The organism is Arthrobacter sp. ok909 (assembly GCF_900104405.1).
GTDB classification, from domain to species: domain Bacteria; phylum Actinomycetota; class Actinomycetes; order Actinomycetales; family Micrococcaceae; genus Arthrobacter; species Arthrobacter humicola.
The window spans coordinates 4,191-14,737 of record NZ_FNJS01000054.1 but is presented as its reverse complement, the minus strand read 5'-3'; the positions used below and the strand labels follow the sequence as shown (position 1 = coordinate 14,737).

Annotated in this window: 7 protein-coding genes and 1 pseudogene; 3 read left to right on the top strand and 5 right to left on the bottom strand. The window is 64.9% G+C overall.

From position 1 onward, the window contains the following. From BLR03_RS23060 to BLR03_RS23040, 5 genes and pseudogenes are all read right to left on the bottom strand, one after another. Positions 1-543: pseudogene (locus BLR03_RS23060) on the bottom strand (endonuclease); the annotation flags it as partial. Between the two features lie 96 nt (positions 544-639). Then, entirely contained in the window at positions 640-1,932 is a 1,293-nt protein-coding gene (locus tag BLR03_RS23055) for an MBL fold metallo-hydrolase (protein ID WP_091256815.1), read from the bottom strand. A 2-nt stretch (positions 1,933-1,934) separates the two neighbouring features. Then, complete coding sequence (locus BLR03_RS23050) at positions 1,935-3,800, bottom strand: gluzincin family metallopeptidase (protein ID WP_139184657.1); 1,866 nt, start codon at positions 3,798-3,800, stop codon at positions 1,935-1,937. A gap of 74 nt (positions 3,801-3,874) precedes the next feature. Beyond that, positions 3,875-4,981: a T6SS phospholipase effector Tle1-like catalytic domain-containing protein gene (locus BLR03_RS23045; protein ID WP_091256812.1), complete on the bottom strand. Its 1,107-nt coding sequence runs from the start codon at positions 4,979-4,981 to the stop codon at positions 3,875-3,877. Between the two features lie 132 nt (positions 4,982-5,113). After that, positions 5,114-6,346, bottom strand: a complete 1,233-nt coding sequence (locus BLR03_RS23040; protein WP_091256816.1) for an amidohydrolase — start codon at positions 6,344-6,346, stop codon at positions 5,114-5,116. Between the two features lie 641 nt (positions 6,347-6,987). Here BLR03_RS23040 and BLR03_RS23035 point away from each other — a divergent pair. From BLR03_RS23035 to BLR03_RS25100, 3 genes are all read left to right on the top strand, one after another. Beyond that, the gene (locus BLR03_RS23035; RefSeq protein WP_091256810.1) at positions 6,988-7,275 is read left to right on the top strand and encodes a putative Ig domain-containing protein; all 288 of its coding nucleotides are present in this window, start codon (positions 6,988-6,990) and stop codon (positions 7,273-7,275) included. 43 nt (positions 7,276-7,318) lie between these two features. Next, positions 7,319-7,762 carry a glycoside hydrolase family 16 protein gene (locus BLR03_RS23030; protein ID WP_091256808.1) on the top strand — a complete coding sequence of 148 codons (444 nt, stop codon included), beginning with the start codon at positions 7,319-7,321 and terminating at the stop codon, positions 7,760-7,762. Positions 7,763-8,295: 533 nt separating this feature from the next. After that, the coding region (locus BLR03_RS25100) for a putative Ig domain-containing protein (protein WP_139184656.1) at positions 8,296-10,547 on the top strand (2,252 nt) is incomplete at its 3' end.

Genomic DNA, 10,547 nt, shown 5'->3' with positions numbered 1-10,547 from the left:
TTCCTCGACGAGGATCCGGGCGTGCTGCCAGGAAATCGTCCCGGCCCGCAACGCCGCCAGAGTCAGCGGCAGCCCCGTCGTCAAGGCCCGGGCCTCGGACAAGAAGGCCCCGGCGGTGCGTTCGCTCACGGTCAGGACACAGGCCAGCTCGGCCACCAGCGCCATCTCCTGCCCGGCGCGGTCCCGCACGGATCCCGCCGGCGGGGCCAGGAACCTGGCCGCCCGCGCGTAGTCGGCGGCCAGCTGAACCTTCAGCGCCGCCGTCCGGGCCTCCAACCGGGCCACCCCGGCCAACCCGTCCAACAACGCATCCGCCAAATCCCGCAACGGATCACCACCACACACGCCACCCGTATCCCGCAGCCGATTAGCATCCCGCTGGGCGCCAGCATCCCGGTCGGCGGCGGCCGGATCAAAGCGGTCCGGGCCGTCCGCGCCGGACCCGAGCAAGCCCGCCAGCACAGCAACAGACGCGGCAACGGCCTCCACCGCTTCCCTGCTTTCCACACCGCTGTCCACACTCGAGGCTGCTCTGTTATCCATACCCCTAGCAAATCAGGAGGCACCGACAATTTGGACGCATTTGCCGGTGCTGTGAAAAACATCGCCGTGCCGGACTTCTGGCGAGGTCTGTCTCGTTCACGTCGCGGGGAAAGTGATCTCGCTCCAGAGGTTGCCGGGTCCGACGTGAACCCGGGCGTCGGCGACTGGGGCATCAGCCCTGACGATATGAGCGTTCATGGTGGTCAATGCGCCCAGCAGTGCCTCGTTCGGGATATCGCCCCACTGCTCGACTTTCCCATAGGGGAGCATCGCGTAGGTTCCCTGGTTGCCGATGGCGCTGGTGACGTAATCGCGTGGGGTGGCGTTGTGGGAGCCGTGGTGGCCGATCTTGTAGAAGGCAGGGTCTGACACGAGGGCGCGGGCCGCCGGGTCTTGAAGGACATGGTCCCAGGCGCCTTCTTGCGAGTCGCCCACGAAGACGAGCCTGGTGCCCTCGACGTCGAGAACGAAGTAGATGCTGGTGTTGTTGACGGAGCGCTCGAGGATGGAGGCCGCTGCCAGAAGTTCGCTCGCGTCGTCGAGGAGGGCCGCGAGGTTGAGGGTTGCCAAGGTGCTGAGAAGTTCGATTCCGATGTCGTGGCTCACTTCGTCGGGCGTGACACTGTAGATCCCGGCGAAAAGGGGCTCAGCAGGCGTCTGGCTGCCGGCGGAGTCGCCCTCGGGTTCGGCGTCCAAAGCCTGTTGCATGGCAAGCCAGCGGGCGGACGTGGGAGGGTCCATGAGTTTGAGCTGTTCAGGGTCACGTGAGGGTCCGAGGACATGAACAGTGACATCCGGCAGTGATGTGCGGATGACGTTGAGCTGGGCGATCCTGTCCGGGAAGTAGCGGACCGTCGGGACGTTGAGAAAGTGCTTGCCGTTGCGTCCGAGCAGGCGGTCCATGGCGTCCTCGTTGCCCAGCGAGTTCAGGGCCAGAGCGCCGGCAATCCCGAGAGCCAGGGTTCGTGCTTCGTCGTTCAGCGCTGCGGGCGCACGACCGATCAGGGTGTTCAGGCTTGTTGCTGCGCGGACGAGCCCGCTCTTGAGCCTCTTGGCGTCGTCGTCGGAATCGTCTTCTACGAACGACACCCATACTTCGCCGACCTGGACCTTTTCCCAATCGTCGTAGGCGAATCCGGTGATGTGGTCGGCGTGGTGGTGGGTTGCCACCACCACGTCGAGAGTGGGGGGTCCTCCCGGTGCGGCCGCCTCGGTGAGGTCGGAGATGATCGCATGCACGACGTCGAGGAGAGGCCGCGCCTTGCCCAGGCTATGGACGCCGCAGTCCACCAGCATCCGCCAGGCCTGATCGCCCTGTTTGACCGTGATCAGGAAGGCGTCGCCGAAGCCGACGTCGTACATGCGGACGGTTACGGAGGACGCTGTCATGCTCAGGCCCCGTCTTGGCCGGCATGCAGGCGCTCGAAGGAGAGCCGGAGGGTTGCCGGTTCGACGGTCCACGCCGAGAGCGCGTCCATGTCTTCGACGTCGCCCATCCAGTCGCGGATCGACCGCAACCGTTCGGTGCCGGTCCTGTCGAAGTCCAGTGCGCACCTTTTGATGTCCTCCGGCAGGTCGTCGAGTTTTGTGCGGTCCGAGAGCGGCAGCGGTTTGGTGACGAGGAATTCGACGTCGCCGTCCACGCGGGCGATGACGGTGGTGCCGGCGCGAATCGCTGCGCGTTGATTTGGCGGGATCTGGGCGCCGGTTTCGTCGGTTCGCTGATCTTCCAGGTCGTCCCGACGCTGGGCGAACTGGATGGCGACGATCGGTCGGGGTTGCCCGTCGGAGGCCCATAGGTAGACGACTCGGGCACTGACCAGCTCGATCTTTCCTGCGGCTTTGTCAAGGCCAAGTTCATAGGCGTGTTCCACGCCCCAGTCGCGAATGAGCTCCTGAAGGTGCCTGGCATCGGGCTGTGAGGTCAACTGGCCATGTGCCGCGTGTCCGGGAACAGCACGACCGGGAACAGTATCCCCGGAGGCCGGAGTGGTGTCAGAGTCGTCGGCGAAATAGACGGTGCTGCCGGCGTCGAGGTCGAGTGTTGCTTCCAGGATGAGGGGTGCCAGGTCGATGGCATTGATCCCGTCTCTCAGGTTCATGTCCAGTGGAGGTTTGGACCAGACGAGGGCCTCATCAGCGAGAGAGGTCACTCCCGGCGGGTAGATGCCGCGCCGACGGAAGGCCTCGACAAGAATTGCCCTGAGGTGTCCGGCGTCGTCGGGGTAGAGTCCTTGGTCAGCGGTGACGATTGCCCGGACGACATCTCCGAAGGTCACGTCGACGACGGGGAGGTATTCGAACGCCCGGACCACCATTTCCAGGAACCGGTCGGCATTCATCGCTGCCGTGGCGGTGACGCGATTGACCAGGTCTGTTGGGAGCGATCCCGGCGGCAGGACCCCGGTGCCTGCACTGGCGATGCGCCGGAGATCGGCGATCTGGGACTTGTAGGTGTCAATGAACGCGTCGAAGACGGCGGCGACGAAGCACGCCCCGCGATCGTGTGGTTCAACGGCTGTCAGGAACGCGTCCGGGGTGCGGGGGGATCCGATCGCGGACCTCAGTGCCGCACCACGGCCGGTGGACGCGCCAAACTCGGTTGCAAGATCCAGCAGCGCCGACCCCTTCTCGAGTGTCCCTTCCGATTTCGCTACGGCATCGGAGACCACTTCGGGGAAGCCGAAGTGGTTAAACAGCGCAACGAGGTCGGCGATTGCCTCATGCCATGCGAGCACGTCCGGGTGCGTGGGTTCGGAAAAGTACTTGCGCATCCGGTGCACGATGGCATGAGTGACTTCATGGGCGACCACGTCAACGGACAGGCAAGTGAACATCATCTGGCCCGGCAGGTTGGCTCCAGGGTCTCTCACGTCGGCACGGAAGTAGCCGAAAAGGACAGCCCGCCGATCCTTGTCGAAGTAGGCGTTACGTCCCTCGAACGCATGCGGGACGAGGCGGAGTTTGTCGTCGCCACGCCAGCGGAAGCGGAAGCCGCCGAATCGTTCAAAGCGTTCGATCACATTCATCGCCACGGCGTAGACGACTTGCTGATGGGTTCTTGGATCGCTTTCCGAGGGGCGCATACCCCGTTGGGCGAGGATTGCGGCGGCGTTCAAGTCAACCGGCAAATACCAGAGGTCACGGGCCACGTCATAGTCGACGACCTGCAAGAGCCGGCCGGCCGGGCCGGGCCTGAGGTCCCTTTCGAACGGGATGTCGATCGTGAGGAACCTGCCCGACAGGCGGGTCGACATCGGATCGAACGCATATGCACGAAGCAGCCGCCGGGCCGGCAACACGGGCTCGGGCCGGTCCCTCCTCGCGGCAGTCACTGCTCAGCCCGAGCCGACGCAGGCGCCGCTTGTTGGCCGGCCCAGTCCGGATCGGCCCAGACCACATTGGCGGGTGCCTTGAACGTTGGATCGGCCACGGCACGGGTGTTCACGCTGGCGTGGACGGAGGCGCCGGCGGGGACCTTCCTGTTGCGGGTGCCGAGCAGCACCCATGCCCGGCCGCGGCGGTGCAGCTCCGCGGTCGCGTCAGCAGGGGTGACTGCGCAGGCGGCCCCGACGGCGCGGGGTCGAACTAACAGACCCTCGGCAATTCCGCCCTCGATAATCCACTTCAAGGCGATTCTCGACAGCCGCGGAGCAGGAGCCGGCTTCCCCGGGCGCGCTGCCTGGCCGGCGGGTGCCTTGTCGACGAAGGTTCCTCCGACATCGCTGTGCACACCGGCGAACCAAACCTCTTCCAGGGATCCGTCCGTGCGGGCGTCGACCAGGTACTCCTTGAAGGGGGCCCGCTTCTCATTGATCGACACTGCGTGGCGGATTCGCACGGCGTTGAGGAGTTCGCGCGTAAACGGCCAGCGGATCTCCCATCGGAGGAACCCTGCGGCCTTGACGGTGTCCCACACGCCCAGGTACTTCACCGGCACCGTCGATTTGCCGTCCACGTGCTGTGCGAACACTTCCGATGTGAGGTGTACCTCGTCCCAGTCAATCTTCGCTTCACCGCCCCGACGGGCATAGGTGGCGACCACATACGGAACGAGGTTCTCCGAGCCTGGACGCATCACGCCGATGGCGCGAAGAATTCCCACGAGGGCACGAGCCGTATAGGCGCCGCGGCTGAACCCGAAGATGAAAATCTGATCCCCAGGCGCCCAGTTCTGCATCAGCCACGCATAGGCCTCCCCAAGGTTCTGCCGCAGACCCCACCCGAACGCGAGCCCGCCCACCCGCGAGATCGCCCTGGCGAGAGGAGTCCACGCCCCGGCAGACGCAAACGTCCCGACCCCAGGGTCGTAGTAGGCGATCTGTTTAGTCGGATCGGAATGATCGAGCAGCTCATACAGCAGGACGACGTTGGTGTTGCCCCTGGCGCGCACCTGCGCACCGGTCCCATCCAGACACACCACCAGATTCCGGGACATTTGAAACCTCCCCGCCGGGCACCTGCCGCACCTGCCGCACCTGAAGCCGATCATCCCCCTCCAGCGCCGCCAAGGGAAGAGGAAGCTGCGAACCGGGTCAGCACTCAAGGGCACCCGGCCTCCCGCAGGGTGTCACCCCTCCCGGGAGAGATAGGCCAGCGCGGCGACGACGTGGGTTTGGACGCCCATGGAGAGGGTCGGGTCGATCACGGGGGCGAAGGAGGGGGAGTGGTTCGCCGGGATGTCCCGGGCCACTGTTCCCTTCGAAGCCGCAGCGCGGTAAGCATCGGGGTCCGCGCCGCCGAGGAGCCAAAAGGTGTACGGCACATCGAACGCGTCCGGAATGCGGCTGAAGTCCTCGGACGCCGTCTGCCGCTCCGCCGTGCGCACAACCTCTGCCCCGAAGCGGGCGGTAAATGCCGCCCGCACCCGTTCTGTCACGGCTACGTCGTTGCTGGTGAGCGGGAACTGGTCGTAATACTCGAACTCAGGTTCCCGGGGGGATCCGGCGGCAGAGCACTCGCCCTTGACGATCCGCTCAATCGCGGCGAGCACACCGGCCCGGAGCTCGGTGTCGTAGGTGCGGATGTTCAGCAGCAGCGTGGCGCGGTCCGGGATGATGTTCGATGTCGCCCCGGCATTGAGCGCCCCCACGGTGACGACGGCGAACTCGCCGGGCTTCGTCTCCCGCGAGACGATCGACTGCAGCCTGAGCACGATCGAGGCGGCCAGCACCCCCGGGTCCACGGACATGTGCGGCATCGAACCGTGCGCGCCCTTCCCATACACCGTGATCTTGAGCGAATCGCCGGCGGAGAGGACCGGTCCGACGGTGGTAGCGACCGTCCCCGCCGGTATTGGCATCACGTGCTGGGCAAAGGCGACGTCGGGTCGTGGCACTTTGGTGACAAGTCCGTCGTCGATCATTGCCTGGGAACCTGCCCCGACTTCTTCGGCCGGCTGAAATAGGGCGATGTAGGTTCCGGACCAGGCTCCACGTCCGTCCGCCATGAGCTTGGCGGCTCCGAGCAGTGCACTGACGTGCAGGTCGTGACCGCACGCATGCATGATCCCGTTCACCGTCGACGCATAGGGCAGCCCTGTGGCCTCCGTGACGGGGAGCGCGTCCATGTCGGCGCGCGCCAGAACAGCCGGGCCGACACCGTTCGCGAGGACGCCGACCACGCCCGTTCCTCCAATACGGGTCACCGAATAGCCGAATGCAGTGAGGTTCTCCTCCACAATCTTCGACGTCTCGTGCTCCTCGAAGCTCAGTTCAGGATGCCGGTGCAACCGGGTGTACGTTTCCCGCAGCCAGTCGAGCTCGGATTCCAGGCCTGCCAAAACTGTCTCGGAACTGCTCATAATCATCTCGCTCTCGGAGCTTCAGGGCGCCCGAGCAATCCGGGCGCAACAGACAGAAACCAGCCTAGGCCCTGGAGGAATATTTGAAGAGCCAGGGGCGAGTAACGCGAAGGCTCTGACGAGTAAGAACCGGGTATTATCACGTAGCCGCCACTCAGGAAGTAGCGACTCCTGACTCGTTCCGATGGGCTCGGCCTGGAGGGCTCACCTGGCGCCTGCGTAAACGGACCAACGTTCAGTATGGGACGGCTGAAATCTGGCAGGCCGTGTCGAGCAGCATCCTCACGAACGCAAGCGTGACGGCCACGCACAACGGGTCTTACTAGGCGTCGATAACGGTCGCCGCGTTCACGGGCGCGGACACGGCCACCGAGGGAGCAGTCGAGGGAGCCAACGGTCCCACGGGTGGGCCCAGCGCTTCGCTCACGACTACCCGTACCGGCTCCTGGGTCTGGGGCGTGGGAAACGACTGGAGCAGGGCCATCGCCCGTACAGTCGGAGGAGGTCAAACTAAGGTAGATGAGTTCCTTGCCAGCAACGGTGAGACGTTCTGGACGCAACGCCAGGCAGCGCCCGGTACCGCGACAGCGCCGTCGTCCGTGAGAATCAATGACACCGCTCCGACTACGGACAAGTGGAATATGTCTCTGATCGAGATTCTGCCCGCCCCGCCCCCGCCCGCGGCGCCGGTGTTCACGGCGGCCACGCCCCCGGCGACGGCGACGGTGGGCGCCGCGTACAGCTACACCTTCGCCGCAACAGGAAACCCGACCCCCACCTTCCGGGTCTCCTCCGGTGCCCTGCCCGCGGGGCTGGGCCTGAACTCCACCACCGGGGTCCTGTCCGGACCCCGACGACGGCCCGCCCGGCAACGTTCACGGTCACCGCCACGAACGGCGTCAGCCCCGACGCGGTCACCCCCTTGCTGACCATCACCGTGAACCCCGCGCAGTCGCCGGCACCACCGGCGGCATGTCGGCCAGGTTTGCCGAGCAGCAGTACGGTCGCTGGGAGGCCCGGATGCGAACCAGCGACCGGGATCCGAAATACCATCCAGTCCTGATTCTCTGGCCGAACAACAACACTTCGCCCAACTGCGCGGAGATTGATTACGCCGAAGGAACGTCCGATACGAGCAAGATCAAGTTCTTCCTGCACTACGCGTGCAGCGGCTCGAACTTTCAGACCCAGAGGGCCCAGACGATCGACACAACCCAGTGGCACAACTACGCGGTCCAGTGGACCCCGTCCGGGATCACCGGCTACATCGACGGAGTCCCATGGTTCACCGACACGGACCCGGCGCACCAGCCCACGGCCGGGATGCACCAAACCATCCAACTGGATTGGTTCCCGGACGGGACCGCCACCAAACCGAGCCAGATGCAGGTCGACTGGGTCCGCGTCTACGCCTGACGCCTGACGTCTGGCTCAGCGGACCGTTGACCAGATTGGGGCGCCCGTCGTCGGGCAAGGCGCTTACGTCAACGGCTTGAAACCCGGGCCGTCAGACTAGGACGCGCTGGTGTGTGGGAACCGGGGTCGGCTTCGATAGCAGCGGCGTCCAGCCTCGACAAAAACGCGTCGTAGTCGTGATGAGGACGGGCCGCATTAGTCTCCATGAGGCGCCCGCCCGCGGTGGCTGGATTCTCCTCGCCGGAATGTGCCCCCAATTCTCGTGGCACGAGAAATAGTGGCTCCGAGCCAGATGGCCTAGGGCTACCGGGCTGGAGGAAAGACTGAGATGACAGGGGCTCGGGATGCACCCCACATTGACACGACCACTCTGAGGCCCAAGGAACCCCGGTAGTTTCGCCCAACAGACAGGTAGCGCCCACTGGTGACCCGCAGGTTGCCGGGCCGATAGGCTCCGGACTTAGCCGCCATCTCGGCCAATGCGGCAAGCGGGCGCCAGCCACAACAGGCGCTATCAATGCGGGGGAGACTTGATGCGGTTCTTAGCAAGGCTGGGCCTTATCGGACTGCTTCTGGCGCCCCTGCTGGGAACGGGCATGCCCACGGCAGAGATCGCCTCCGCAGCCACCACAAGCTGCCAACCCACCACGCCCGCACCGACCGACCCGTACCCTGGTGCCACCGTCGTGGCCGACAACTTCGAATCAGATAGCCTCGCCCCGTTCATCGTTCAAACCGCCGGAACCGGAACCGCCACAGTCTCCTCAGTTTTGGCACACACAGGCGGCTGCGCCGCCTACCTCCACGTAACCTCCGACGCCGGCTCGCTCGCATACCTCACTGCCCCCCTGCCGGCAGGAACCCCTTCCGCCTACGCAGACGGCTGGTTCAACATCACCACGGCCGGCCTGACCGGCAGTGACGTACCCTATTTCCGGTTCTTCTCCGGAACCACGCGGATCGCAGACGTATACCGCTACAACAGCAATGGCCAGCTCTGGCTGCGTGTAACGTCGCCTACCGGCGCTTTCGTCTACACACGCTTGCTGTCCTCCAGCATCCCCCTCAGCTCCTGGCACCACGTCGTCATGCAGATCGTCCCCAATACAAGCGCGACAACGATACAGGTGTGGTTTGACAGCGTCCTCGTCTATTCCAGTAACCAGGTCAGCACCGGATTCACCACCTTGTCGACCGTGCAGCTCGGATCCGAACACACAAGCCAGATGGGCGACAGCTACGTCGACGACGTCATCGTCAAGAGCGGCGCCCAGGTGGCCCCGGTGTTTACCGCCTCCACGCCGCCGACTACTGCCACGGTCGGCACTGCCTACTCGTACACGTTCGCGGCGTCCGGTAATCCGGCGCCGACGTTCCGGGTGTCTTCCGGTGCCCTGCCGGCCGGGTTGAGCCTGAACAGCACTACAGGGGTTCTTTCCGGCACCCCGACGGCGGCGGGTCCGGCAACGTTCACGGTTACCGCGACGAACGGGGTCAGTCCAGACGCGGTCACCCCGTCGATCACGATCACGGCGAGCACCGCCCAGGCGGCCCCGGTGTTTACCGCGTCCACGCCGCCGACTACTGCCACGGTCGGTGCCCCCTACACCTACACCTTCGCCGCGTCCGGCAACCCGGCGCCGACGTTCCGGGTGTCTTCCGGTGCCCTGCCGGCCGGGTTGAGTTTGAACGCGACCACCGGGGTCCTTTCCGGGACCCCCACGACCGTCGCTACATGGGACCACATCGTCATCCTGATTGACGAGAACCAAAAGGACACTTCCATCCTCGGCAACCCCAGCGCACCTTACCTGAACTCCCTCGCTACATCGGGCGCCAACATGACTCAGACATTCGCGGAAGCCCACCCCTCCCAGCCGAACTACCTCGCGTTCTTCTCAGGCTCCACGCAGGGGATCACGGATGACAGCTACCCGCATAGCTTCACAACCACAATGCTTGAAGGCCAGCTAAAAGCAGCAGGCAGAACTTTCACGGGATTCGCCGAAGGCCAGACCTCGCGAACGAACTACCTTGCCTATCACTCACCATGGAACAACTGGGCATCCATCCCGTCATCGGAACGCCTCGATTACAGCGCCTGGCCGACTGACTTCACAACGCTGCCGACCGTGTCCTTTGTCGTCCCCGACAGTTGCAACAGCATGCACGATTGCTCTGTCGGCACCGGTGACACGTGGGCAATGAACCACATGGACACCTACCTGCAATGGGCCAAAACCCACAACTCACTGCTGATCACCACTTGGGATGAAAACGATTCGTCGGTAAGCCCGAACAAAATCGCCACGTTCTTCAACGGGGCCAACGTCATCCCCGGCAACTACACGCAGACGGTCAATCACTACAGCATGCTTGGCCTGATCCAGGATGCTTACGGGCTCCCGCGCAACGCCAACACGGTAGGGGTAGCGGCACTCGCTGCCCCGTTCAGCGCAACATTCACGGTCACCGCCACGAATGGGGTCAGCCCCGACGCGGTCACCCCACCCATCGCGATCCACGTTAACCCAGCACCGGCACCGCCTGTGTTCACCGCGTTCACGCCTCCGGCCACTGCCACGGTCGGCACTGCCTACTCGTACACGTTCGCGGCGTCCGGCAATCCGGCGCCGACGTTCCGGGTGTCCTCCGGTGCCCTGCCGGCCGGGTTGAGTTTGAACGCGACCACCGGGGTTCTTTCCGGCACCCCGACGGCGGCGGGTCCGGCAACGTTCACGGTTACCGCGACGAACGGGGTCAGTCCAGACGCGGTCACCCCGTC